This is a genomic window from Aliiglaciecola aliphaticivorans (assembly GCF_054782055.1).
In genome coordinates, this window is the sequence record NZ_BAAGTF010000005.1 from 36989 (window position 1) to 61438 (window position 24450).

Genomic DNA, 24450 nt, shown 5'->3' on the forward strand with positions numbered 1-24450 from the left:
TCTTATGACATTGCTGTGCTCAAGATCCAATCCCTACCGTTGTTCATGACGCTATCGGTGCTGGGGCGCTGCGCAGCATAGCCTATGCGTCCCATGGCATCGTCATGATTTGCCGGCTGAAGATCAGGCATTTCTTACACTCTCAGTACCTTTCAAAATTGTAATTATCATGTAATCCCACCGCCATGTAGGTCATGGCGGATTTTGTCAGTATTGGCCAGTGTCTGCGCGTATTTTGCGCAGCACGGTAGTCTCTTAGCCCTCCTACATCTGTAACAACCGGTTTGGGTTCTCAAGAGATTTTTCAAACAACACGACATAGACATAAAATCAGGGAAACACATGACTAACACTAAATCAAAGGCGACAAGGTTGGGGTTTGCAAAGACTCTTTTGTCTGCTTCCATCGCAGTGGCTATTTCACCCACGCTGGTTGCACAAGAGCAGGCCGGCACCACTGAGGCGGATGTAGAAAAAATCGCAGTGGTCGGTACGCGTTCAGCGCCACGCTCGATAGGAGATTCTGCGGTACCTGTTGACATTATCAGCGCAGAAGAATTTAAAAGTACGGGGTCCACCGACATCACGACAATGATGCAAGCCGCCGTGCCATCCTTTAATGTTAACGACCAACCAATCAATGATGCTTCAACCCTAGTACGTCCCGCGAATTTAAGAGGGCTCGCGCCGGATCACACCTTGATACTGGTGAATGGAAAACGGCGTCATCGCTCAGCGGTTATTACGTTTTTAGGTGGTCAAATATCCGACGGTGCGCAAGGGCCTGATATATCCGTCATACCGTCTGTTGCACTTAAACAAGTTGAAGTATTACGGGACGGTGCGGCAGCGCAATATGGCTCTGACGCAATTGCCGGCGTGATCAACTTTGCGCTTAAAGATGACGCTGAAGGAGGCCTAGTGGAATTTAATAAAGGTCAATATTATGAAGGGGATGGCGCAACGACGATGGTCGCGGGCAATGTTGGGTTGCCATTGACTGATCAAGGGTTTGTCAATCTCTCTCTAGAATATCGAACGGCCGATCCCACGTCACGAAGCGTACAACGCGATGATGCGGCGGCGCTGATTAACAATGGCAACACGTTCGTTGAAGATCCGGCGCAAGTCTGGGGGAGTCCTGAAATAAAAGGGGATCTTAAGTTTTTTGCCAATGCAGGTTTGGAGCTTGATCAAAACAGTGAAGCGTATTTATTTGGTAACTATGCGAGACGAGAAGTGGAGGGCGGGTTTTACTTTCGAAACCCACACAACCGCGGTGGTGTCAATGATGGCGGAACCAATGACAGTGGTGAGCAATTATTACTGGTAGCCGACTTGACGCCAGATCTATCGGGCAACTGTCCGACCGATATAGCCGTCGGCTCAAATGTGCTAGAAAACCCTGTTTATATCAACCAAGTTGCAAACAATCCTGATTGTTTTGCATTCAACGAACTCTTTCCTGGTGGATTTACCCCAAAATTTGGGGGGATCGTTACTGATGCTTCATTGGTTGTTGGTACTCGTGGAGAATTGGATAACGAGCTAAATTACGATGTCAGTGGTACTTATGGTACTAATGAAATCGATTATGCCATTAGCAACACCATAAATCCGTCATTAGGACCGGAGACACCAACATCGTTTAATCCCGGGCGCTACATTCAAACAGAAGCGAGCTTCAATATCGACATCAATAAGTATATTGATATTGGCGGGAATGAACCGTTGTTCTTAGCCGGGGGCATTGAATATCGATATGAAGCGTTTGAAGCCATCGCTGGGGATCCAAAGTCCTACGAAGTAGGCCCTTTAGCCGCACAGGGATTTGGTATCGGTTCAAACGGCTTTCCTGGGTTAGCCGCTCGGTTCCAAGGCAAGAATAGTCGTAACAGCGCAGCGCTGTATATTGATTCGGAGTATTTCTTTAGCGACGATTTTATGGTGGGGGCAGCTATTCGGTACGAGGACTTTAGTGATTTTGGTGACACAACCAAAGGCAAGTTGTCTGCGCGCTATCAACTGAATGAAACCGTCGCATTACGCGGCGCCATCGCAACTGGATTCAAAGCGCCGACCATAGGACAATCGAATGTACGAAACGTCACTACCGCGTTCAGTGCAACGGGATTGGTTGATAGAGCCACGCTGCCGCCGTCGGATCCGATTTCCATTCAAAAGGGGGCAACGCCCCTCCAACCTGAGGAATCTACGAGCTACAGTGTAGGATGGGTAGGAGAATTTGAAAATGGGTTATTTGTTACCATCGATTACTTCAATATTGAAGTTGAAGATAGGATCAGCACAACGTCGGGGATCACCCTCACGCAAGCGGATATCAATGCGCTTCTCGCCCAAGGCGTCACTGACGCATCGAGTTTTAGTGAAGTGAGTTTCTTCACAAATGACTTTGCAACGTCAACACAAGGTATTGATGTCGTCGCTAATTATTCAATGGAAATGTTGGGAGGAGATACGGTTTTCTCGTTTGCGGGGAACTGGACCGATACAGAAGTTGATGATGTTAAAACGTTCGATGTGAATGGTGAGCAAGTCCAAAACATTTCACCCACTCGCATTCGAATGATTGAGGATAATTTGCCTGAATATCGCTTCAGCCTGACTGGCAATCATACGAATGGCGATTGGCGGGTATTAACGCGCCTCAATTATTTTGGTGACATTTTTGAAGATCACATCGATGCCGGTTTACCCATAGAGCAAGTGGGTGCGGAATACACGGTCGATTTTGAAGTTGGTTATCATGTTAATGAATCGCTTATTGTGACATTAGGCGCTCGAAATGCGTTTGATAACTACCCTGACGAAAATGTGCTTTACGATACCGAAGTGGCGGGTTCAAAGTACCCAACGACATCACCCATTGGCATTAACGGCGGTTTCTATTATTTAAAAGGCGTGTATACCTTTTAATCCAACTGGCGTCTCGAATTAACACTCGCGTGTGTTCGAGGCGTCAGCTACTCAATGGAAATACGACCGTGAACGTCGTTGCCTGCTCATCTGATCCCACTTGTATATGTGCACCATTAACTTCAAGAACAGATCTCGCAATGGTTAATCCTAATCCAGCGCCTTGCCCGTCACGTTTCCGAGATGGATCCGCGCGGTAGAAACGATCGAAAAGGCGAGAAAGTTGAATGTCAGGGATCTTTTTACCTGGGTTTGAAATCGATATCAATGCTTCGCTATCCTGTATTTGAGTAGACACGGTTACTTCTGCATTATCGGGTGTGTACCGAATGGCGTTAGATAACAAGTTGCTCAGTGCTTGTCGAAACATCGATTTGTCGCACATTAAGGTTATATTATCGCCAATAAGTTGGAGGCTGACGTGCTTGTCTTCGGCCAAGAGCTCAAAGTATTCGATTAAATCACCGATTTCTTTATGGCAGTCAATAAGCTCAGCGTTGGGTTTGATCAAGCCGTGCTCCGTTTGTGCTAGTAACAACATGTCACTGACCATTTTCGACATTCGCTCGTACTCTTCCAAGTTAGAATATAAAATGTCAGTGTATTCATTAGTCGAGCGTGGCTGATTGAGTATGACTTGGGTCTGTGTAGTCAGGTTGGTGATAGGTGTTCTTAGTTCATGAGCTATGTCAGCGGAAAAATGGGACAGCTGCTCAAACCCGCTTTCAAGTCTCTCAATCATCGCATTAAAGGACTCCACCAGATTAGCAAGCTCCACTGGGACTTCGGTGGGTTCCAACCTGATATCTAATTTATCCGCGGTGATGGAACCGATTTTGCGACTGAGACGTCGTAATGGTGAGTGACCACGATAAACAGCAAACCGCGCGGCTAAGATCGTAATAGCCCCAGACAATACAATGATCCCCCACAGTGTTGTCTCGAAGTCTTCCATGTAGTTCATATGAAATTCCATATTCGAGGCAACGATGACTTGATAATGTGTTTGGCTGTTGGCGTCATCAATACGCACGATTATTTCCGTTGCCCGTAACATATGTTCGCCGTCGAAAAAGAGGCTTAACATGGATGGCGTTATTTGTTCTATTTCATAAGTATCGCCAGGGTATTTTTCTAGCGCTGCGCTCTCACTGCTAAAAATAACCTCGTTGTCTTTATTTTTGACTGAATAATAGACACCGTGATGCCCAGAGACAGCTTGGAATAATATGCTAGACGGTGCGACCCCTTCATTATACGCTGTATTAAGCTTGCGTTTCACGGCTAGAAACACCTCATTCAGCTCATCTGCATCCTGCTCTTCAAAATGCTGAGCAATCGATTGCTGCACCATAAGACTTATAAACGTTAGGCACACAAAGATAGTGAGCCCAACAAGTATAGTGACCCGAAAGGCGAGAGAGCTTGGTCGCTTTGATAGATCCTTAAGATTCATTACTGCACATTTTATATCCCATCCCTCGCACAGTCTGAATGAGCTTTGGTGAAAAGTCATCATCGATTTTTGCTCGAAGACGGCGAATGGCGACATCAATCACATTGGTATCGCTATCAAAATTCATATCCCATACTTGCGAAGCAATAAGAGAACGCGGCAATACCTCGCCTTGGCGTCTCACCATTAATTCTAATAAGGTGAACTCTTTAGTTGTCAGGTTTATTGTGCGCCCACTTCGCGTGGCAATACGCGAAGGAATGTCGAGCTCCAAATCGGCTATGTGTAAAATATTATTGGGCACGGACGTGCCGCGGCGGATCAACGTACGCACACGCGCTAGCAGCTCAGCAAATGCAAACGGCTTCACTAAGTAATCATCTGCGCCGAGCTCTAAACCTTTAACACGGTCATTCACATGATCACGAGCAGTAAGAAAAAGAACCGGTGTATGATTGTTAGACTCTCGTAACGATGACAATATTTTCCAACCATCGATATCAGGCAGCATGACGTCTAAGATGATCAACTCATATTCACCGAGCATGGCTTTGTGATGGCCATCGAGGCCGGTCCGAACTAACTCAACAACAAAGCCCGATTCGGCAAGGCCTTGTTTGATGTAGTCTCCAGTTTTTGTTTCGTCTTCAACGACTAATATTTTCATGCGATGTTCCGCCCGTGTTACTTATGATAAGCCCGCTTACAATATTAATGTACGTAACGAAACCGTGAAACGAAACACCTACTATGTAGGTCGCTTTGTAATTTCGCTAATGTCCCGTAATCTTAATGCTGAGCGCTATCAAGATGTTAGCCCTTAGGTCGCTGATTATGCAATGAAATCCTTGCCTTTGATCTATGATAATCCGTCTAATTGCATTTATTACCGAATTGTAATGTAGGGGTAATCTGGTTGTCAGGCGAGGGTGCTAACATCTTCAGCAATTAATAAACAGTCATTGACTGCTGTCTGTCAAACACCAAGGAACGACGAGACCGTGAAAAGCGCCTTCATTCACTTAATTATTGTGATTGCATTGCTCAGTGTGCAAATGAGCGAGTCATTTGCATTCGCGCAAATGCCATGCAGTGACGAAATGGCAGCGGAGATGGAGGTCGGATCTCACGATATGCACAGCGCTCATGACATGATGAAACACTCGCAAAGCGATGATATGAATGATTGTTGTCAGCAAGATTGCTGTTGTCCAATGGCGATGTTTCATATTGGTCTTCTCTCTAGTCAAGCTCATTCGTCACCCGAAGGCGTGTCGCTGAGTATTCAGTCTCTTAACCCAAACCTAAACCAAATCTTTTTAGGTGGATTGCAGCGCCCTCCGAAACACTCTCTCATTTAAGCAGGATAAGTCCGTCTAGAATCCGGGCAATGATATCGCTTGTTAGTCGAATGTTCGTAGCAAGCCATTTATTTAAACAATAGAAATGAGAAAGTAATTATGTCAATTATTACGCATCGCTCGATGTGGATAGCCTTGGTGTTTGCACTGTTTTTATCAGCATGTACCGACGCAACACAGATAAATAACGATTCAGAGGCAGTGACTGAATCCCCGATAACGTCCTTAACAGTCTACAAAAGCCGTTCTTGTAAGTGTTGCCAAAAGTGGGTGAACCATATTGAAGAGCACGGGTTCGACGCAGACGTATCCAATGTTACGTTAATGTCTCGAATTAAAGACAAATATGGTGTTGCGCCTAATTACCGTTCGTGCCATACGGCATTGTCCCCAGACGGTTTTGTTTTTGAAGGTCACATTCCAGCAAAATTCATTCAGCAATTTTTAGACAATATACCTGAAGGCGCCATCGGACTCAGTGTGCCGGCTATGCCAATTGGCTCACCTGGTATGGAAGTCGGTGATCAATTTCACCCTTATCTTATTCTGCAACTCAATGACGATGGCAGCGCAACCACTTATGCCGAAGTTAATACCTATGAGGAGCAATTCTAATGAGACGCTTTTCATTTCATGTCATTGTACTAATGACGCTTTTGAATACTGGGCTCGCCCAAAGTCAAACCAAGTCGGTATTGACATTGGAGCAGGCTGTTGAAATCGCGATTAACAACGATCCTTGGCTTGTAGGCAGTGAGTATCGCGAGCAAGCCATTGTTTCAAGTAGCGTGGCAGCCGCTAGTTTGCCGGACCCGGTAGTTAATATTGGTTTAGCGAACTTACCAACAGATGGATTCGCATTCGATCAAGAACCCATGACGCAACTTAAGGCAGGGGTTTCACAGATGTTCCCCAGAGGGGATTCGTTAGATATTCGTTCTCGTCAATTAAGAGAGCAAGCCGCCGAGCACCCATTAATGCGTGCTGATCGCATCGCCCGCACACGTGTGCAGGTCTCTGATATTTGGCTTGAAATTTATCGCGCGCAGCAGAGTATTAAGCTAATCCATCAAGATAGGGCATTGTTTGAACAACTCAGTGACATTGCCAAAGCGAATTATGCGACCGCCCTTGGACGCGTGCGACAGCAAGACATCATTAGGGCAAAGTTAGAATTGACGCGGTTAGAAGACAGATTAACAAAACTACAAGCACTGGAAGAACGCGCCACAGGTAAGTTATTGGAATGGATCCTAAAAAACCAGCAGTCTGCACGCCAACTTGGCTTTGATGCATTTAGCGCGTTGCAGTTGCCTAATACATTACCTGCCATTGCAAAAATCACTGACAACACGTTGTTAATGGTAGAAAGGAAAAACCAACAACAGCTCGCGGAATTACTCGCAGATCACCCTTATATTTTATCCATTAATCAACGTATCAGAGCGAGTCAAACCGGGGTTGAGTTAGCTAAAGAAAAATACAAACCCCAATGGGGCGTAAATGCCAGTTACGCTTTTCGCGATGATACCCCGGCAGGTGCAAGTCGAGCTGATTTCTTGTCAGTCGGTGTTAGTTTTGATTTACCTATTTTTACTGAAAACCGTCAAGACAAAGAAGTCTCTGCAGCCGTAAATCAATCAGAAGCCATAAAGACTGACAAGTTACTCGCACTGCGCGAAATGATGTCTGCCATCCAGTCGTTATACGCTGAGCGAGAACGTTTAACTGACAGGCAATCGTTATACAACGACGAGTTATTAGCACAAATGCAAGAACAAGCAGATGCGTCCTTGAATGCCTACACCAATGATGACGGCGATTTCGCCGAAGTTGCTCGCGCGCGTATCGCGGATTTGAATGCGCGTATTGATGCATTGGATATCGATGTGGATCTCGTCAGAACAAACATTCGACTTAATTATTACTTCAATACCACCGCAGGTATTTCCAAGACTCAATTCGGAGAACAATAATGAATAACACGAAAGCCATTATTTTAGGATGTGTTATCGGCGGTGCAATGACTGCGTTAGCATATACATTCCTACTTCCTTCTGATGCACCATCTAACGCAGCAGGGCAAAGCACAGAACCCCAGCCACTCTATTGGGTGGCACCGATGGATCCCAATTACCGTCGTGATGAACCGGGTAAATCTCCGATGGGAATGGATCTCGTCCCCGTTTATGAGGAGAGCACGGGAGGTAATGAAGGTCCGGGAACCATTAGCATATCACCCAATGTAGTTAATAATTTAGGGGTAAGAACAGCATCGGTTCAACGCCGCTCGCTGCATGTCCCTATTCGTACGGTTGGCTATGTGCAATATAATGAAGACACCTTGATACATATCCACCCACGCGTTGAAGGTTGGGTAGATACACTGCATGTGAAAGCCTCGGGAGAGTATGTCAAAAAAGGCGAACCATTGTATTCGCTCTATTCCCCAGAATTGGTCAATGCGCAAGAAGAGCTGCTGATCGCGATGCGCCGCGGGAGCGACGATTTGATCAATGCTGCTCGGTCGCGGTTAGATGCGTTGCAAATGCCAAATGAAGCGATTCAGTCCTTAATATCGAGCAAAAAAGTTCGTCAAACGATCACTTTTTCGGCACCGCAAACCGGGTTTGTTGACAATTTAAATATCCGCGAAGGATTCTTTATCAAGCCAGGCAATACCCTCCTATCCATTGGTGCGTTGGATGAGGTGTGGGTTGATGCTGAAATCTTTGAACGGCAATCCGCGCAAGTCACTGTTGGACTTCCCGTCACAATGACGTTGGATTTTTTACCCGGCAAAACATGGGAGGGTGAGGTTGATTACGTCTACCCCACACTTGAACAGAGCACTCGAACGCTGCGGGTTCGATTACGCTTTAAAAATGCCGATTACGCGCTTAAGCCGAACATGTTTGCCCAGATCACAATACATTCAGACTTTGACTCAGACAACGTTCTTGTGCCATCAGAAGCGGTTATCAGAACCGGCACGCAAGATCGTGTTGTCTTGGCGTTCGGTGACGGGCAATTCAAGTCCATTGCCGTAGATGTAGGTCGAGTGGTAGAGGACTACACTGAAATTACTACAGGTCTCATCGACGGGGATCAGATTGTCACCTCTGCACACTTTTTACTCGATTCAGAAAGCAGTATCAGTTCAGATTTTAAACGGATGGAAGCACCTGATGCACTCCCGTCGTCGGTTTTTACCGAAGCCACCATCACCGATGTTATGCCTTCACATAACATGATAACAGTGAACCATGGCGCCATCAGTGAATGGGATTGGCCAGAAATGACAATGGATTTTACTGTCGCCAACCACGTAGACCTAACGAGTTTGCGGCAAGGTATGGGGGCGCATATTGAAATTAGTAAAGAAAACGATGGTCAGTATGTGGTAACGACGGTGCATATCATTGACGACAATGCTGATACACAGACGATAAATGGACGCACTATATGGACTGAAGCAACGATTAATTCGGTTATGTCCTCACACAAAATGCTAAATCTTGACCACGGAGCAATTGAAGCGTGGGATTGGCCCGCGATGACAATGGATTTCTTTGTTGCTGACACTATCGATTTATCACAGTTGGAAGCTGGTATGGATTTGCATATTGAAATCACCAAAACCGGTGATAGCGACTATCTGGTAACAACCATCCATGTAAAATCAGCAGAACCAAGTTCAGCGCAAAGCGCAGTGGTGACAGGCACCATTAATGCCATCAATACGCACTCTCGTGTAGTCAATATTTCACGTGAAGCGATCCCAAAGTGGGATAGGCCTGCGGCAACTCTTGACTTTACCGTGAGCGACGCTATCGATATCAGCCAATTTACGGTCGGTGCTGACATTACATTTACGTTTGAGATCACTGACGGCAACTTTAGGATCCTGAGCATTCAGTCTGAAAGCCAAGATGCTTCGATGGATCATAGCAACCATGGAGGAGCACACGAATGATCGCTGCTATTATTCGATGGTCAGTTTCCAACCGCTTCTTCGTATTACTGACGACCTTAATTATTATCGGCGGTGGTTTATTCACGCTAAAGAATACACCAATTGATGCATTGCCCGACCTATCTGATGTCCAGGTCATCATTAAGACGAGTTACCCTGGACAAGCACCTCAGGTGGTTGAAGATCAGGTGACTTATCCGCTTACAACAGCGATGTTGTCGGTACCAGGCGCTAAAACAGTCAGGGGTTATTCTTTCTTTGGCGACTCATATGTCTACATCATTTTTGATGACAGCACGGATCTCTATTGGGCCCGAAGCCGCGTATTAGAATACTTGTCTCAAGTTGCTCCCAATTTGCCTGAAAATGCTCGGCCACAATTAGGCCCAGATGCAACAGGTGTGGGTTGGGTTTACTTGTATGCATTGGTTGACCGCACAGGCAAAAACGACATATCACAACTACGTAGTCTGCAGGATTGGTTCCTCAAGTACGAACTGCAAACCGTTCCCGGTGTCTCTGAGGTTTCTGCGTTAGGCGGCATGGTAAAGCAATATCAAGTTAAAGTTGATCCTGAAAAACTGCGGGCTTATGGGATCCCGCTATCGCATATTCAAATGGCCATCAAAAGAGGCAACCAAGAAGTTGGCGCATCTGTTATTGAAATGGCTGAGGCTGAATATATGGTCAGGGCGACAGGGTATATTTCAAGCAAACAAGATATCGAAACGATCCCTCTCGGCGTGAATGAAAATGGTACGCCGCTGTTGGTTAGGGATATCGCGGATGTGCAATTAGGTCCTCAAATGCGCAGGGGTATCGCTGAGCTGAATGGTGAAGGAGAAACCGTAGGCGGCATCGTTGTTATGCGATTTGGAGAAAATGCTCAAACAACCATTAACGGAGTCAAAGCTAAACTCGACGATCTTAAAAAAGGATTGCCGGATGGCGTCGAAATCGTCACGGTTTACGATCGCTCAGCTTTGATTGAACGGGCGGTAGATAACTTGGCCTCTAAACTGGTAGAAGAGTTTATCGTCGTTGCCCTAGTGTGTATTGCGTTCTTATTTCATGTACGTTCATCGCTGGTCGCAATTATAAGTATTCCTGTCGGGATCATCACGGCAATCATCGTGATGTATATGCAAGGTATCAATGCGAACATCATGTCCTTGGGGGGGATCGCTATTGCTATTGGTGCAATGAGCGATGGGGCCATTGTCATGATCGAAAATATGCATAAGCATATGGAGCGAACCCCCCTGACGAAAGAAAATCGATGGCAGGTCGTCATAGATTCAGCGTCTGAAGTCGGACCTGCGCTGTTTTTCAGTTTGTTGATCATCACCGTTAGTTTCGTACCAGTGTTTACGCTAGAAGCGCAAGAGGGCAGGATGTTCTCGCCGCTTGCATTCACCAAAACATATGCGATGGCCGCTTCCGCAGCGCTTGCGATCACCTTGGTGCCAGTTTTGATGGGGTACTTTGTGCGCGGTAAAGTACTTGCGGAGCATAAGAATCCTGTAAATCGGTTCTTGACGTTTTTATACATGCCAACACTGAAAACGGTATTACGTTTTCCCAAGTTGACCATGCTGGTCGCCGTTATAGTACTGGGAATTGGGCTTTGGCCAATTGATAAGATCGGTAGCGAATTTATCCCGCCGCTTGATGAAGGTGACTTAATGTATATGCCGACGACTTATGCCGGTATTTCGATAGGTAAAGCACGCGAGTTATTGCAACAAACCAATAAACTGATCAAGACCGTTCCTGAGGTCGAAACGGTGTTTGGCAAGGTCGGCCGAGCCGATACGGCAACCGATCCTGCGCCATTAACAATGATAGAAACGTTTATACAATTAAAACCTCAAGATCAATGGCGTGAAGGCATGACGACCCAGGATCTGATCAAAGAATTTGATGCTGTGGTTAATTTGCCGGGGTTAACGAACGCATGGGTTATGCCAATTAAAACGCGGATTGATATGTTGGCTACCGGTATTAAGACCCCCGTGGGCATCAAGATTGGAGGTCCAGATCTTATGGAAATTCAAAAGATTGGTCAACAAATTGAAACGATACTTTCAGATGTTGAGGGCACGGCATCCGTTTATTCAGAGCGCGTTGCCGGCGGGCGTTATGTCAAAGTCGATATCCAACGTGAACGGGCCGCTCGCTACGGTCTCAACATAGCAGACGTTCAACAAGTTGTTTCTAGTGCGATTGGAGGAATGAATGTTACACAGAGCGTCGAAGGATTAGAGCGCTACCCAGTGAATATTCGATATCCACAATCATATCGCTCATCACCTGAATCATTGTCATTGTTGCCTATTGTCACACCACAAGGCAAACGCATTGCGTTGGCTGATGTCGCGGATGTGTATATTGAAGATGGTCCCCCAGGCATTAAAAGTGAAAATGCACGTCTTAATGGCTGGGTGTATGTGGATATTGATGGCGTAGACATTGGCTCTTATGTCGTCGCGGCGCAGCAGGTCGTCAGTGAGGAGCTGGTATTGCCTGCAGGATACTCCATAACGTGGTCGGGACAATATGAATATATGTTGCGGGCAAAAGAAAAATTAACCTATGTAGTGCCATTGACTTTAGCCATTATCGTGATCTTGTTATACCTCAACTTCCGCAATTTTATTGAAGTAGCGATCATCATGGGAACGTTGCCTTTATCGATGGTCGGTAGTATTTGGCTTATGTACTTAGAGGGGTTTAACTTTTCAGTGGCAGTGGGCGTTGGCTTCATTGCATTGGCCGGGGTCGCTGTCGAGATTGGCGTCATTATGCTGGTGTACTTGAATCATGAGTACCAGGCGTTAATCGACAAATGCAAAATGGACGGTATCAAACCCACCGTAGGAATGCTAACCGAAGCCGTATTGCATGGCGCGGGTTTGCGTGTCCGGCCAGTCATGATGACGACCGCAACCATTATATTCGGACTATTACCGGTACTTTATGGCTCAGGTACGGGGTCTGAAGTGATGAGTCGTATCGCTGCGCCCATGGTGGGCGGGATGGTCAGTGCGATTTTATTGACGCTACTTATTTTACCAGCCATTTATTTAATATGGCGAAAACAGCAGCTCAAAACGATGAGTAATTGGTAGTTATGCGTCGCCTTGCTCGTCGGTTACACCGATACCTACTGTTGATTGTCGGTGTGCAGATGCTCCTCTGGTCAGTGAGTGGACTCTACATGGTCTGGTTTGATATCCACTATATTCATGGCGATCATTTCATGAAAAGCTCGCCCGCGCTTTCATCATTGTCAACGGTAAACGTTGGCTTTGATGAGATAGTCGCTCGCTACCCTGATGCTAAGTCAATCGTTTTGGGCAGTGTGGGGGAGATGCCGGTTTACCGATTAACCCTCACCAGTAAGACGCAACTGATCAGCGGCTTATCAGGAGACGTCATCCAACCGTTGTCAGACAAACAAGCCGCCGCCATCGCAATGTCCAGATCAAGTCGGTCGTATGAGGTCGACAATGTGACCTTGCTGGGTGAAAACGAAGAGGATAGTCCGGTTGGGCAACGAGGACGTCCATTATGGCGAGTTGAATTTAAAGGCGCACTTGCGCCAACATTTTACGTCAGTCAAGACAAAGGTACGGTTGAATATATTCGACATGCCCCTTGGCAAGTATTTGATTGGTTATGGCGCCTCCATATTATGGATTACCAAGACGGTGAAGACGTTAGTAATGCACTATTAGTGAGCATGACTATCATAGGGCTGTTGGCCGCATTAGCAGGCTTGCTATTGCTGCCTTATTCCTTTTCGTCATCGCGAAAGGCAGCTGACTGAAATGTTCTGGCGGATCATTCACAAATACCTTGCATTAATTGTGTTTTCACAATTAATGGTTTGGCTCGCTACGGGTTTTTTACTCGGACAGGCTGAGCACAGTAAACCGCTCTCCAGAATCGCAAGTGACGCTATTGCAGGAAGTGTATTAACGCCAAACCTAATATCCGTCGAGAACGTCCTTATACGCTCACCCAATGCTCTCTCTATTGAGCTGCTTAGCTTGTTGGGAAACCCGACCTATAAGGTTATGACGCACTATGCTAGACATGCCCATGAAAGAGAGTATGAGTTAATAGACGCGATAAAGGGAAATAAAATAGAACTAACAGCGAACGATATCCGTGATCTGGTCAACAATCAGTTCCGGCTAACTTCGCCTATTCAAGATTTGCGCCGTGTTGATCCGCCGATAGAGCATCTACCCAAAGAGCAACAATCGGTTTGGCATGTACGTTTATCAGACAGAGAAACGACACACATTTATGTCCGAGCATCGACAGGGGAATTAGCCGGCGTCGTCGATAGCAACAGGGAATGGACAAACTTGTTGATGCTATTGCACTTTATGGATTATCAGAACACCGGCTCATTTAATCACTGGTGGATCAAGGCTCTCGCGTTACTGACTGTGCTGTTGAGTATTTCAGGAATTACGTGGCTGGTTAGCCTCGTTAAAAATAAGCAAGTATTCATTGGGTGGTGGTATAGAAAGCAAGACTTAGTGGTACGAGATCAGCAAGGTTACCTCCAAAACGTCGTTGCTAACGACAATGAATCACTTCTGGATTGTCTACAGCACAACGCCCTTTCTATTGAGTCAGTATGTGGGGGAGGGGGAACATGCGGCCAATGTATTGTGCGTCTTGATCCATCGGCTGCCATTTCAGTTGCAGAACGATACCGCTTATCTCAAGATAGGTTGTTGTCCGGTTATCGTTTAGCTTGTCAGCAAAACACTGATTTGAAAGGCAACGTTCAGCTTGTAGAGTCTCCAAACCCCAAAATAGTATCATGCGAGTTGCTCTCAAACACATTCATTACACCCTTTATCAAAGAATTAAGATTTAAATATCAAGGCAGTGTTCCACTGGATTTTAAGCCTGGCAGTTTTGTTCAATTCAAGATTAAAGAAGGTCAATCTTTAGCGTTTCCGAAAGACTTACCGAGACGCTATCAGCCTTATTGGCCGCGTTTTGAATCAGCTACATTTTCCCATCCAAACACTGTCAGGCATTATTCAGTTGCAAACCGAAATGATGGTAGTGGCGTGCTTACATTCAATATAAAAATGCAACCGGCACAATCTAACAACCAAAGACCTGGCATCGGTTCTTTTCACCTTGGTAATTTAAGCATCGGCACGGTGGTTGATATAGTTGCGCCTCGAGGGGGATTTGACTTACCTGATGACCTTGGTGTACGAGAAATTGTGTTGATCGGTGGGGGCTCGGGTATAGCACCTCTAAAAGCTCTAATCGATGAACTAATATTTGGCTTGCATTCGACACTGCATATAACCCTCTTTTATGGCGCCAAACACCCTGTTGAATTGGCAAATCATGGCTGGTTAAAAGCGATTGAAACACAGCATTCCAATTTCTCCTATCAACCTATCGTGTCTAACGCGTCTTCTGTTTGGTATGGACAGGTGGGCCGCGTACAAACGCCGTTGAATGCATTTGTGTCTGCGCACCGTGGCCTCCATCGGTGTTTGTTTTTCCTCTGCGGTCCTCCGGCAATGATGAACGATGTAACCCAATTACTATTACGCTACTCCGTCAATGAAAATGCTATACAAATCGATTCATTTTCACCATTTACTACTACTTAAAACTACCGAGGTTTATTTATGAAAACACTATTGTCAATGTTCTTACTGACCGCTCTTTTCTTGAGCACAAGCAGTTATGCTCACACATCGTTGAAAACGTCCATGCCAAAAAACAATGCGATGTTAATGTCATCGCCTCCACAATTGTCCGTTGTTTTTACTGAGCCAGTTCGTTTGGCCAAATTGACGTTAAATTCTCAAAACGGCGAGCCTGTCGACTTTAATTTTTCTCCATCGATGGAGTCTAGCACTTTCTTTAATTACGACTTACCGACGTTATCGCCGGGTAACTATACCGCACAGTGGATGTTACTTGGTGAGGATGGGCACAAAATGGACGGTTCATTTGACTTCATGGTTCACGGAAGCAAGTCCATGCAAGATGACAAAAAAGCCCATAGTCAACACAAAGACCATTAAAGAGGAAGATTAAAATGGCAATTTGGGAAGTATTGATCCTATCCACCAAGCTTACTGTCTATATAGGACTGTCGGCGCTTTTGGGCGGATTTCTTATCCTTCTTTTAGTGCCATTTAGCCTGGAAAAACAATCTCAAGCTCGTCTGCTTCTGCAAGCTCATATTATTAAGTATATGGCTATGTTTGCTTTAGTTGGTGTTTTCGCGACTACGTTGGATTTCTTTTTCCAAGTGGGGTCGCTGTCTCAAACGGGTTTCACAGGCATGTTTGATGCGGTCATGCAACGTATGGTTGCACAATCTACTTTAGGGACTATTGCAATAAGTCGGCTGTGCATATTCATCGTCGGCATTGCTTTTTGTGGATCGTTTTATTGGCAACTCGCTCGCAAAAAAACGCCTGAATTTACCGTGACTCTTCTTGGTGCAATAATTCTGTGGGGGAGTGTTGGATATGTATTCATGCTTTCCGGGCATACCGTGCAACTGGAACGTTCATATGGTTATGCATTAGCTGTGCATGTGATCATCGCGCTAAGCTGGATGGGCGCTCTTTGGCCGTTGTCAGCAGCATGCCTACACCTATCGCCTACACCGCTTTACACTCTGATGCGGCAATTTGGTCATCTTGCTATAGGACTGGTGAGCCTGCTGATCCTTGCCGGCACTCTGCTAGCATGGGAGCTAGTTGGTTCTGTAGGTAATTTATTCAATCAAAACTATGGACAAAGCCTGCTGTTAAAGCTGGGCTTTGTCAATGCGATCCTGCTGCTTGCCGCATGGCATAAATTAAAATTAACTCCCAAGCTTTTAACGCACAGTAACGCAGCGATAGACATGCGCCGTTCGATTCAAATTGAAATGCTCATTGGACTATGCATTTTTCTGATCACCGCTGCTTTGACTACTGTTCTTGGTCCTCAATCTTAACTTTGGATTTATATGAAAATTAATTACGTTTTAACGACTGTTTTATCTATTGCGCTGCTTTCATTTAGTACGTTTGCCCATGAGCCACCCAAATCAATAGAGCGCTCTGCAACTCACTTCAGTGGTTTGGATACTGCAGCGGGTCGCAGTGTGCTCGCTTATCACGAAGCATTATCTAATGGCCAAGCGGATGACGTCATGAGTGCATTGACATCCGAAGTCATTATTTTAGAGGGATCGCGAATAGAACGCAGTGCCGAAGAATATCGGCAACATCATTTACACGCTGATATGCGATTTTCTGCGGCTGTCAAAACCACAACAATTGAACATCATGTTCGCGTTTATGGGGATACGGCGGTCTCAATTGCCAGAAGCCACACCCTTGGCACATACAAAGGTAAACAAATTGATAAGCAAGGAAATGAAACACTGGTACTTAACCTTATCAATGGTCATTGGAAAATAAGTCATATCCATTGGTCCCATTAACACTTTAATTTATAGGAAAACTTTAAATGACGTTACTTATACGAATCTCACTCTTCCTGATGTTAAGCACAACTACACTGGGCGTCTTTGCATCACAGGCAGATGAAGACAAAACGACGATTGAAGAAATTATCATTGCTATTGAAAACGGTTGGGAGTCGGGCCAAGGACGGCCTTTTTATGAACACTATCTCGACCATAAAGGTGCTCGATACATTGAATCAGGCGGCCAAAACACAGGATTAAGTGATCTCGTCGAAAATCATGTGGAGCCAGAAAAAGAAGTACTCAAACGCCTCACCATCGATATATTGGATATGGATATTACAATTGATGATGATATGGCATGGGCGATTACGACCGTAAATGTGTCTGGTGAAGTAAGAAAAACTGGCTCAACATTTGACAAAAAGGGCTACCAAACGTACTTGTTTAAACGAACGAGTAATGGATGGAAAGTCATACATTCACATTCGTCTACCCGCGATAAAAAGCCCCACAAGCATCATTAAGCGACGTCAGTATGCCCATCATTCGCAACGTTACCCTAGACATCATGCGCACGGTCGCCATTGTATTAATGGTGATCTTTCACTTCGCGTATGACTTGCGGTTCTTTGGCTGGGTAGATTGGAGTGTGCCAAATGGTCCTGGCTGGAAACAATTTCGGTATGTCATTTTATCACTCTTTTTCTTAAGTGTGGGTGCATCATTGGTGATCGCTCATCACCAACGCGTGGATTTGAAATCCTTTGCGAAGCGAATAATGTGGATAGTGGTATGGGCATGCGTTATATCACTATTTACTTATTGGTTTTTCAATAGTAATTGGATATTTTTTGGTGTTTTACACTTTATCGCTGTGGCCAGTGTACTATGCCTTCCCTTCGCACGTTATCCAGTCATGGCTTGTTTTATTGGGATAGGGATTATTACACTGTTCTTAACGAATGTGGTTACAAGTAAATGGCCGTTTAACTTATGGGAATTGGGGCTGCCGTCATCACCCAACGATTATGTTGCACTATTTCCTTGGGTTGGCGTTGTATTGCTGGGCATTGGCGTTGGCCATATGTTTATTAAGGGTATAGATCCCTGTGCTTCACTGAAATTATCAACTAAAATCACGTTTTTAGGACGTCACAGTCTTGCTGTGTATGTGTTACATCAACCTCTGTTTTTTGTAACATTAGGCAGCGTGTATTGGCTTTCGCATTCGGTTATGTGAGTCTAAGTTGAAGATGAGACAATGATAATAAGGGACCTTTGACAAAAGTAGAGCGTTGTTTGTTTTACAAGTAGTCTCGGCGTTTCTAGCACTTGTATATCAGTAATAGTGTGGGTTCATCCAAGCAATAACCGCAGAAATAACGGCAACTAGGTTGGCTGTTAATGTTAATACTGTGTTGGCCAAATTGCGTGTCGCTTCATTATATAACGTTCTCACCGCATCAATATCTTGTTCAATACGCGCAAGTCGACGATTAACTTATGCATTAGAAAGCGTAGCATTTTCCAATAGTCGAAAATCTCGATTAATTTCATCAACCTGTTTTTTAAAGCCAACTAATCCGCGATAGAAGTCTGCGTGAACATAGTCATCGGTATCGGCAAAGCAAATGGTGGGAAGGAGTAGAGTAAAAACTAACATCCATTTAAACACTGTATATATCCTAATTACTGCAACTGAGGGTTTATTGTAAATCCCGCTGCAAAGAGCCTGCAAACCTAAGTTGAGGGTCGTATTTCTTTTTTAAAGAAATCAAACGCTCTACATGCTGACCGAAATAACTGGTCAATGGACAGTCGTTACCCATGTCATAATTTTGGTAGGCATGGCCATTAAAAAAGGGGGATAATCGCTCATAGGTTTGATTAACCCAGTCTATCACCTTGGTATTGTCTTGATCGGGCAGAGTCACACCGGTGATGCTACATACAAATGAGGCATCGCGATGAATAAATGCGGTTTCATGGGTCTCAATATCCTGGATCGCGCCACATAACGGATCGAGCATAATGCCCGCTGCGTTGTCTGGGCAAGACTGATAGCATTGCAAAAGCGCATCAATAAACTGATCTGTAAGTTCACCTTCAATGATCCCATTGCGCCAATAAAGTGCGTGCCCTTGTTCATATTCATTCGACTGGCATTCTATGTATTGTTTATGCGTGACAGAGATATCGGCATCCGTTTCCCATTTTGCAATGTTATTTAGGTTGGAGTCAGGGTCTTCACTAAACCCCATAATAGATATTTTTGCATTTTGTAACGCTGAACGAGCGATGTATGCATATAAGAATTGCGTTCTCGGCCCCTGCAGTACTGCATCGCTGTATTGCTTTAAAATAGGCTTTGCCTTTTGAATTGGCCATTCAATGATACCTCCTTGAACATAAGCTGGAGCCGGGTGCAGCCTAAATGTTATGTGGGTGATAACGCCAAATTGAGAGCCGCCACTGCCGCGAAGTGCCCAAGAAAGATCAGAGTGTTCCAAAGTGTTTATAACTCTTTGCTGACCATCTGCTGTGATCAGATTAAACGCCAAGACATTGTCGCAACTTAACCCATGTTTGCGTGACAAAAAACCGATCCCGCCGCCTAACGTTGCTCCTACAACACCGACATCCGGGCAGGTGCCTAATGGGATCACTTTCTTATATTTCGATAAGAACAGATCCAAATTATGATTTTTCACACCCGCGCCCACTCTTACTGACTGGCCAACTGCGCAAAGTTCTATACTTTGAAAGGCGGACATATCAAGGACAATGCCACCGTCTATAACGGCCGCGCCCGTTACCCCATGGCCGCCGCCTTTAACTGATATTTGTAAATTAAGGCGATTGGCATAGTCAATTGTATTAATAATATCGACGTCTGACTCAGGCACGACTATCGCAAATGGAAAATGTGAAATGGCTTGATTAAAAACATGACGCCGCGCCGAATAGCCTGTACTTCCAACTTCCCAGACACTGCCGCTTAACTTGTTACGCAACGACAGTAAGTCAGATTCAGTTGGCTTCGTTGAAATATTGTTATTGGTATCAATTGGTTTAAGCGGCTCTTCGTCAATGCTTTGCAATAAATCCCAATTTGTTCGGCTAAATGTCTTTGGGTCAATACGATTTAACAATTGCCAAAGGTATTCAGCAACAAGGCGGGGCGGCAGTAGCTTGTTCTCTTCATGTAAGCCTCTTAAAAAGGCCGACATCGGTAGTACATCGCTTGGCACTTGCCGGATTTTTTTTTGCATCCCTGTATCAACATTTCCGGGAGCTGCGGTGGCAAAAACAGCTACATCTTCATTAACTTCTTGTCTAAAACAACTACACACCATATTTAAAGCCGTTTTACTCACACAGTAGGCTGATGCGCCTTTCACTGCACTAACGGGTTGCTCGCTTGTCAAATACAGTACGCGGCTATGTTTAAACTTGTCCAGGCACAGTTGTGTTATCAAAAAGGGGATATCGCAGTTGATTCTTTGTGCCGTGCACCATTCTTTGTAGCCTATTGATTGAATAGGTTTAAGCGGTGTGACAATACCAGCACAATGCACTAAGTAATCAATCTGTTCGTATTGGCTAAGCGTTTGTTGAATTTCAATCGTTGCCGCTTCGTGATTAAAATCAACGTGTTCTATGACGAGCCGGGGTTCAAATTTTTCATTGAGCGCTCCTAGTTCTGAGCTATCACGACACAGTGCAACAACAACCATATTTGGATCCCTTGATAAGAATTCATTAGTCAATGCTAATCCAATCCCTGATCCTGCACCGGTAATTACCGCAATTTTGTGTTTCGTCATTTCTTATTATCCGCTCACCCAATTAAAAATTGCATCTGGTATTCAGCATATGCCGCTGCAAAATGGCTATGAGGAGACCTGTTGATGCAGCATGAGCATAGATAATTTTGAACCAAGGATAAATAAGTCAATGATTTGATTACGGAAATGTAATGATACTGTAATCCGATTGTTGTGAAGGATTGATCTAAATCAATTATATTTATCGTGTGATTTATAGGATGGATTTCATCAAAAGCAAAGGATAAATCGGGTGCAAAAAATTACGATAGCACTATTCTGCATTGCCATATTACTGATCAATTCTGTATCAGTCAGTGTGCATGCATTTGAAGATGTCGGAATTCATACGCACGTTTATACACAGAGTGTCGATGCTGATGACACCACAGTACATTCTAGTGAAGAATCTGCGCAATCGTGTTATTGCCCGCATTGCTTTTACTCCGATAATACCAACTCGAATATGTCGTTAGCTATTGTCCCTTTATCCGCCTGGCTTATGCCCGTAACTATGGGAACTGATAATTTCATCGAGGTCTTTGTTACGTTAACACGCTCAATTCCACCAGATATTCCTCCACCGATAACATTTCTATTTCAGGCTTGAATAAAAGAAGAGCTGGCGGCGCTTTTGTTGCCATCAACTTTAGTAAGTAATGAACACAGTACACACTGGGAAATGTTATGCGAATGATAAATACAATACGACTTGTAACCATGCTGTCGGCCGGGCTTGCTATACAGCAACCTTTACATGCGGCTGAATCAAGCGACCGATTCGTTTTCGTTGGCTACGGCGATGTGAAATATGAAAGCGCCGATGTTGCGGGCACCGATGCGTTTTCAGCGCGCTTTGTTCCGATATTTTTATTTAGTTTAAATGACAAGATGCACGTGGAAGCTGAACTTGAAGTTGGCTTAAATGAAGATGGGGAAACAGAAACTGAGCTTGAATATGCAGATATCCATTACTTCTTAAACGACAACACGACCATTACAGCAGGCAAATTTTTACTGCCGTTTGGACAATTTAGTGCCAACTGGCATCCCAGTTGGATCAATCGCAGCATCTGGACGCCTGGCATATATGGTGCCCACGGCTCTAGCCAAGCAATGGATCCCATGTTGCCTATTTTAAGTGATGTCGGTGTGGCAGCACAGCAAGTTTACCAAGTAGGATCCGCAAAGGTGTTTTTCGATGTCTTTATGACAAATGGACCTCGTTCAGAAGCAGAACATGACGAAGAAGAAGTAGTGGAAGACGACCATGATATTGCGTTTGCTCGCTTGTTTTCGCCTACGACCACACTCGATCCAGATGTGGATGAGGATGAACATGGCGAAGCCTTCCCTGAAGTCGAGTTTGAGGCGACGAGTTCAGACAACAACAGTAATAAGGCGTTTGGCGGCCGAATCGCCGTAGCTTTTCTCCCGTCAATTGAAATAGGCACGTCTTACTATCAGGGCGCTTATGATGAAGATGGACAGCTGGATATTAGGGCTAATGGTGTCGACATCAATTTGATCAGTACACACGCTATTTTGCGAGGCGAGTACATTCGCACAGAAACCGACGCGTTTGTAGAGCGAGATCATGAGGATGTAATTGATTCGTTTTCTCGCAATGGGTGGTTTTTACAAGGAACATTTTTTGTTGGTCATCTATTCGAAGAGCTAGGGAGTACCGAAATTGTTATTGAACATGCGCAAACCAAAAAAGTAGAAGAAGCAGAGCGATGGATGGTCGGCATTAATTACTGGTTGGATCCGCGTTCAGTCATCAAAGTGGGTTACGAAGATACAGACGTTGCTGATGGCCCTGACGACAAACGTTTCGCCGTGCAATTCAGTTATGGCTTCTAGGAGGACTAATTATGAAAAATCAATCTACCATTAACATATTTGTGTTGTTTGCTTCTTTATTTGCATCGCTTCACGTGGACAGTAGCGAGCCCCTGTCAGGCGCCGAATTGATAAATAATAATTGTGCGCGATGCCATAACAGCCGTCCAATACAAGAGTTTTCCATGAGTGAATGGAAAGTCATTATGCCTCATATGCGAGAAAAGGCCCACTTAACCGGAACAGAGGTCCAAGCGATTCTTAACTTTATGGAAATTGCAGCGACACCTGCAAAGGCTGTAAAAGTCATTGAGCCTGTCACTATTGCGGTGGATCCACGAGAAGTCCTCACTCGCTATGGCTGCCAAGGCTGCCATCAGGTGCAAGGTGCGGGCGGAACACTTGGCCCATCGTTAGACAATGTTATCAGCGATAGAGGCAAAGCCTTCTTTTTACGAAAGGTCAAAGAGCCTCAATTTAATAACGCTTCTTCTGCAATGCCACAAATGCCTATAACAGATGAAGAGCTTGAGGTTTTGGCCGAATTTTTATCGCCTAAATAGCACCTTGACCTGAGTCTAAGACATAGGATTAAGGTGACAAGTCGTCTATTTCAAACCTAAACCGCTCATGTGAGCACAACTAAAGGAAAAATTATGAAAACATTAACGTCATTATTACTGGCCAGCGCCCTTGTCGCTGCGCCAATTGCGACTTCTTACGCGCATCAACACACTGATAAATCTGACATGCCGATGATGGACAGTCAGATGATGAAGAAAATGCAAACACATATGGAAGAAATGCAAGCAGTTTTAGATGCAGTAAAAAGTGAATCTGATCCTGAAAAGCGCGAAGCCATGTTGCATGAGCATGCCCAAAAGATGCAAGACATGATGGGCATGATGGAAGGCAAAGATTCGATGGGAATGAAAGATGGAAAAGGAATGAAAGGCGGCATGGGCATGAAGCATAAACACAGTGATATGTCGACTGATGACAAAATGAAAATGATGGAACAGCGTATGGCCATGATGGAAGACATGATGGGGCAAATGATGGGACATACGGCTGAAAAAGCGAAGCCAATACACAAGCATAAAAAGAACTAATCAATGCGTTATGAGGCAGGAAAAGCGACTGCCTCTTTTCTTTTAATAATCGCGGGAGTTTTACATGAACAAATTAATCAAGCTTTTATCAATTGCAATCTTGTCTGTTGGGCTACTAGGGGGCTGTGCAAGCCAGATATACCATGACTACATCATGAGTGGGCAGGTTGTTACCGTCGATGATAAACAAGTAGTGGTGTGTGTCTCTGACACCGATGGTCTCAAAGAACATCAAGTCTTTAATGTTTATCGCACCGTTTTTGATGCGACAGCAATTTCTGAAGGGGAAGACGGCTACTCGCGCGAATTCGTGGGCAAAATTCGATTAGGTAAGACGAAGGATGAGCATTTTGCAGAGGCTACTGTACTTGATGGCGAACTTGCACGTTATGACATGGTTGAGTTTGATCGTGGGTTTTAATCGATATTTTTGAATAGGAG

22 protein-coding genes are annotated in these 24450 nt (G+C 44.8%); 18 read left to right on the top strand and 4 right to left on the bottom strand.

What is annotated here, in order from left to right; all coding sequences use genetic code 11:
- Positions 1 to 342 precede the first annotated feature (342 nt).
- Positions 343 to 2937: a TonB-dependent receptor plug domain-containing protein gene (locus ACYVIL_RS03345; RefSeq protein WP_460311555.1), complete on the top strand. Its 2595-nt coding sequence runs from the start codon at positions 343 to 345 to the stop codon at positions 2935 to 2937.
- Positions 2938 to 2980: 43 nt separating this feature from the next.
- On the opposite strand, the gene ACYVIL_RS03350 is transcribed toward ACYVIL_RS03345, so the two are convergent.
- On the bottom strand, positions 2981 to 4393 hold the full coding sequence (locus tag ACYVIL_RS03350; protein ID WP_460311556.1) for a heavy metal sensor histidine kinase: 1413 nt from the start codon (positions 4391 to 4393) through the stop codon (positions 2981 to 2983).
- On the bottom strand, positions 4383 to 5060 hold the full coding sequence (locus ACYVIL_RS03355; RefSeq protein ID WP_071978925.1) for a heavy metal response regulator transcription factor: 678 nt from the start codon (positions 5058 to 5060) through the stop codon (positions 4383 to 4385). The genes ACYVIL_RS03350 and ACYVIL_RS03355 overlap by 11 nt, the downstream gene beginning before the upstream one ends.
- Before the next feature lie 334 nt (positions 5061 to 5394).
- Here ACYVIL_RS03355 and ACYVIL_RS03360 point away from each other — a divergent pair, with 334 nt between their 5' ends.
- The 12 genes from ACYVIL_RS03360 to ACYVIL_RS03415 all read left to right on the top strand — a co-directional run bounded on the left by ACYVIL_RS03360 (position 5395) and on the right by ACYVIL_RS03415 (position 18465).
- Complete coding sequence (locus ACYVIL_RS03360) at positions 5395 to 5754, top strand: hypothetical protein (RefSeq protein WP_013755305.1); 360 nt, start codon at positions 5395 to 5397, stop codon at positions 5752 to 5754.
- Between the two features lie 99 nt (positions 5755 to 5853).
- Positions 5854 to 6369 (top strand): DUF411 domain-containing protein, encoded by a 516-nt coding sequence (locus tag ACYVIL_RS03365; RefSeq protein ID WP_460311557.1) that lies wholly within the window; start codon positions 5854 to 5856, stop codon positions 6367 to 6369.
- Complete coding sequence (locus ACYVIL_RS03370; RefSeq protein ID WP_460311558.1) at positions 6369 to 7730, top strand: TolC family protein; 1362 nt, start codon at positions 6369 to 6371, stop codon at positions 7728 to 7730. Before ACYVIL_RS03365 ends, ACYVIL_RS03370 begins: the two co-directional genes overlap by 1 nt.
- A complete protein-coding gene (locus ACYVIL_RS03375; protein WP_460311559.1) occupies positions 7730 to 9730 on the top strand; it encodes an efflux RND transporter periplasmic adaptor subunit in 2001 nt (666 codons plus the stop codon). The genes ACYVIL_RS03370 and ACYVIL_RS03375 overlap by 1 nt, the downstream gene beginning before the upstream one ends.
- A complete protein-coding gene (locus tag ACYVIL_RS03380; RefSeq protein WP_460311560.1) occupies positions 9727 to 12861 on the top strand; it encodes an efflux RND transporter permease subunit in 3135 nt (1044 codons plus the stop codon). Before ACYVIL_RS03375 ends, ACYVIL_RS03380 begins: the two co-directional genes overlap by 4 nt.
- 59 nt (positions 12862 to 12920) lie before the next feature.
- Positions 12921 to 13562 carry a peptidase gene (locus ACYVIL_RS03385; RefSeq protein ID WP_460311561.1) on the top strand — a complete coding sequence of 214 codons (642 nt, stop codon included), beginning with the start codon at positions 12921 to 12923 and terminating at the stop codon, positions 13560 to 13562.
- 1 nt (position 13563) lies between these two features.
- Positions 13564 to 15396 carry a 2Fe-2S iron-sulfur cluster-binding protein gene (locus tag ACYVIL_RS03390; protein ID WP_460311562.1) on the top strand — a complete coding sequence of 611 codons (1833 nt, stop codon included), beginning with the start codon at positions 13564 to 13566 and terminating at the stop codon, positions 15394 to 15396.
- An 18-nt stretch (positions 15397 to 15414) separates the two neighbouring features.
- Positions 15415 to 15816, top strand: coding sequence for a copper resistance CopC family protein (locus tag ACYVIL_RS03395; RefSeq protein ID WP_460311563.1), 402 nt, complete (start codon positions 15415 to 15417; stop codon positions 15814 to 15816).
- Between the two features lie 14 nt (positions 15817 to 15830).
- Complete coding sequence (locus ACYVIL_RS03400) at positions 15831 to 16745, top strand: copper resistance D family protein (RefSeq protein ID WP_460311564.1); 915 nt, start codon at positions 15831 to 15833, stop codon at positions 16743 to 16745.
- A 12-nt stretch (positions 16746 to 16757) separates the two neighbouring features.
- The gene (locus tag ACYVIL_RS03405; RefSeq protein ID WP_117316848.1) at positions 16758 to 17237 is read left to right on the top strand and encodes a YybH family protein; all 480 of its coding nucleotides are present in this window, start codon (positions 16758 to 16760) and stop codon (positions 17235 to 17237) included.
- 59 nt (positions 17238 to 17296) lie between these two features.
- Positions 17297 to 17749: a nuclear transport factor 2 family protein gene (locus ACYVIL_RS03410; protein ID WP_460311565.1), complete on the top strand. Its 453-nt coding sequence runs from the start codon at positions 17297 to 17299 to the stop codon at positions 17747 to 17749.
- Between the two features lie 11 nt (positions 17750 to 17760).
- A complete protein-coding gene (locus ACYVIL_RS03415; RefSeq protein WP_460311566.1) occupies positions 17761 to 18465 on the top strand; it encodes a DUF1624 domain-containing protein in 705 nt (234 codons plus the stop codon).
- 261 nt (positions 18466 to 18726) lie between these two features.
- On the opposite strand, the gene ACYVIL_RS03420 is transcribed toward ACYVIL_RS03415, so the two are convergent.
- Together ACYVIL_RS03420 and ACYVIL_RS03425 are read right to left on the bottom strand one after the other, a co-directional pair.
- On the bottom strand, positions 18727 to 18900 hold the full coding sequence (locus ACYVIL_RS03420) for a hypothetical protein (protein WP_460311567.1): 174 nt from the start codon (positions 18898 to 18900) through the stop codon (positions 18727 to 18729).
- A 31-nt stretch (positions 18901 to 18931) separates the two neighbouring features.
- Positions 18932 to 21052 (bottom strand): SDR family NAD(P)-dependent oxidoreductase, encoded by a 2121-nt coding sequence (locus ACYVIL_RS03425; RefSeq protein ID WP_460311568.1) that lies wholly within the window; start codon positions 21050 to 21052, stop codon positions 18932 to 18934.
- 253 nt (positions 21053 to 21305) lie between these two features.
- Between ACYVIL_RS03425 and ACYVIL_RS03430 the strand changes: the two genes are divergently transcribed.
- The 5 genes from ACYVIL_RS03430 (at position 21306) to ACYVIL_RS03450 (ending at position 24430) form a co-directional block, all read left to right on the top strand.
- The gene (locus ACYVIL_RS03430; protein WP_460311569.1) at positions 21306 to 21662 is read left to right on the top strand and encodes a hypothetical protein; all 357 of its coding nucleotides are present in this window, start codon (positions 21306 to 21308) and stop codon (positions 21660 to 21662) included.
- Between the two features lie 77 nt (positions 21663 to 21739).
- On the top strand, positions 21740 to 22918 hold the full coding sequence (locus ACYVIL_RS03435) for a porin (protein WP_460311570.1): 1179 nt from the start codon (positions 21740 to 21742) through the stop codon (positions 22916 to 22918).
- 11 nt (positions 22919 to 22929) lie between these two features.
- Positions 22930 to 23460 (top strand): c-type cytochrome, encoded by a 531-nt coding sequence (locus ACYVIL_RS03440; protein WP_460311571.1) that lies wholly within the window; start codon positions 22930 to 22932, stop codon positions 23458 to 23460.
- Positions 23461 to 23553: 93 nt separating this feature from the next.
- Complete coding sequence (locus tag ACYVIL_RS03445; RefSeq protein ID WP_071978938.1) at positions 23554 to 24009, top strand: hypothetical protein; 456 nt, start codon at positions 23554 to 23556, stop codon at positions 24007 to 24009.
- A gap of 64 nt (positions 24010 to 24073) precedes the next feature.
- Positions 24074 to 24430 carry a hypothetical protein gene (locus ACYVIL_RS03450; RefSeq protein ID WP_272968136.1) on the top strand — a complete coding sequence of 119 codons (357 nt, stop codon included), beginning with the start codon at positions 24074 to 24076 and terminating at the stop codon, positions 24428 to 24430.
- Positions 24431 to 24450 lie beyond the last annotated feature (20 nt).

Coding starts and splice junctions, on each gene's coding strand:
- ACYVIL_RS03345 (WP_460311555.1), top strand. CDS start 343: ATGACTAACACTAAATCAAAGGCGACAAGGTTGGGGTTTGCAAAGACT.
- ACYVIL_RS03350 (WP_460311556.1), bottom strand. CDS start 4,393: ATGAATCTTAAGGATCTATCAAAGCGACCAAGCTCTCTCGCCTTTCGG.
- ACYVIL_RS03355 (WP_071978925.1), bottom strand. CDS start 5,060: ATGAAAATATTAGTCGTTGAAGACGAAACAAAAACTGGAGACTACATC.
- ACYVIL_RS03365 (WP_460311557.1), top strand. CDS start 5,854: ATGTCAATTATTACGCATCGCTCGATGTGGATAGCCTTGGTGTTTGCA.
- ACYVIL_RS03370 (WP_460311558.1), top strand. CDS start 6,369: ATGAGACGCTTTTCATTTCATGTCATTGTACTAATGACGCTTTTGAAT.
- ACYVIL_RS03375 (WP_460311559.1), top strand. CDS start 7,730: ATGAATAACACGAAAGCCATTATTTTAGGATGTGTTATCGGCGGTGCA.
- ACYVIL_RS03380 (WP_460311560.1), top strand. CDS start 9,727: ATGATCGCTGCTATTATTCGATGGTCAGTTTCCAACCGCTTCTTCGTA.
- ACYVIL_RS03385 (WP_460311561.1), top strand. CDS start 12,921: ATGCTCCTCTGGTCAGTGAGTGGACTCTACATGGTCTGGTTTGATATC.
- ACYVIL_RS03390 (WP_460311562.1), top strand. CDS start 13,564: ATGTTCTGGCGGATCATTCACAAATACCTTGCATTAATTGTGTTTTCA.
- ACYVIL_RS03395 (WP_460311563.1), top strand. CDS start 15,415: ATGAAAACACTATTGTCAATGTTCTTACTGACCGCTCTTTTCTTGAGC.
- ACYVIL_RS03400 (WP_460311564.1), top strand. CDS start 15,831: ATGGCAATTTGGGAAGTATTGATCCTATCCACCAAGCTTACTGTCTAT.
- ACYVIL_RS03405 (WP_117316848.1), top strand. CDS start 16,758: ATGAAAATTAATTACGTTTTAACGACTGTTTTATCTATTGCGCTGCTT.
- ACYVIL_RS03410 (WP_460311565.1), top strand. CDS start 17,297: ATGTTAAGCACAACTACACTGGGCGTCTTTGCATCACAGGCAGATGAA.
- ACYVIL_RS03415 (WP_460311566.1), top strand. CDS start 17,761: ATGCCCATCATTCGCAACGTTACCCTAGACATCATGCGCACGGTCGCC.
- ACYVIL_RS03425 (WP_460311568.1), bottom strand. CDS start 21,052: ATGACGAAACACAAAATTGCGGTAATTACCGGTGCAGGATCAGGGATT.
- ACYVIL_RS03435 (WP_460311570.1), top strand. CDS start 21,740: ATGCGAATGATAAATACAATACGACTTGTAACCATGCTGTCGGCCGGG.
- ACYVIL_RS03440 (WP_460311571.1), top strand. CDS start 22,930: ATGAAAAATCAATCTACCATTAACATATTTGTGTTGTTTGCTTCTTTA.
- ACYVIL_RS03445 (WP_071978938.1), top strand. CDS start 23,554: ATGAAAACATTAACGTCATTATTACTGGCCAGCGCCCTTGTCGCTGCG.
- ACYVIL_RS03450 (WP_272968136.1), top strand. CDS start 24,074: ATGAACAAATTAATCAAGCTTTTATCAATTGCAATCTTGTCTGTTGGG.